Origin of the sequence: Streptomyces sp. SID3343, assembly GCF_009865215.1 — a bacterium.
Lineage (GTDB): Bacteria > Actinomycetota > Actinomycetes > Streptomycetales > Streptomycetaceae > Embleya.
In genome coordinates, this window is sequence record NZ_WWJX01000675.1 from 1 (window position 1) to 1,011 (window position 1,011).

Here is a 1,011-nt window from a genome sequence, read left to right on the forward strand (position 1 = left end):
GGCGGCCGCGGGGGCGGCGCTGCGCCGGTTCGGTGCGGCGTCACCGCTGCGCCTCGGCCTGGACGATCCCGGGCGGCACACCGCGCAGACCGCCGACCTCGTGGGCCGGTTGGGCACGGCGTGTGTCGTGCCGTTCCGCGTCGACGGCGGCGTGGACGCGGCGACGCTCGCGACTCGCGCCCGGGAGGCACTCGCGGAGTCGACGCGCGCGCCGGTACCGCTCGCCGTACTGGCCGACCTGCGGCCGGACACGTGGGGGGCGGAGCCGCTTCTCCCGGTGGGCCTGGACACGGTGACCCTGCCGGCGCCGCGGCTCGGCGGCGGCCCGGCGCGGATACGGCTGATGCCGTCCCCCGTCCCGATGTACGACCTCGAACTGATCCTGACCACCGACGGGAACGGGTCGGCCGAGCTCCTGGCCGAGTACGATCCCGACCTGTTCGACCACGGCACGATCGACGCGCTCACGGCGCTCGTCACACACTTCCTCGACCCCGCCGTGCACGCCGCCTCGCCGCTGCCGGGTTCACCCGTCGTCTCGCCGGCGCCGGACGGCGGGGAGGGCTTCGGCGGGGCCGACGTCTTCGCCGGATGGGTCGACCGGCCCCCGGACGACGTGGTGGTCGGGACAGCGCGTGGGGGGACGACGGCCGCGCGGGTCGCGGCCGAAGTGCGCGCGACCCGGCAGGCGTTGGCCGAGGCCGGCGCGCGCGCCGGTGACGCGGTGGTCCTGCACGCCGACGACTCGGCCGGCAGCGTCGCGGCGCTGTTGGGCGCACTCGGCTTCGGCGTCGACGTGTCGGTCCGCTGTGCCGAGGATCCGCCGTCGTGGTCGGACGCGGTGGAGGAAGCGGCGCGGGCTCGATACGACCTGTTCCCGAACGGCACGGTCGTGGCTCGCGCGGCGGGCTCCGGCGTGGTCGCGGCGGACGACGGCGCGGCGGCCGGCCGCGAGCCGGGGGCCCTCCTGGTCGGCCTTCGGGCCCACCCCTTCGCGCGCGTCCTGCGCAT

Annotated in this window: 1 protein-coding gene; it reads left to right on the forward strand. The window is 77.3% G+C overall.

Annotated features, from left to right (window positions below; all coding sequences use genetic code 11):
• Positions 1-1,011, forward strand: a 1,011-nt coding sequence (locus GT354_RS20665) for a hypothetical protein (RefSeq protein WP_161357828.1), incomplete at both ends; no start/stop codon positions are given.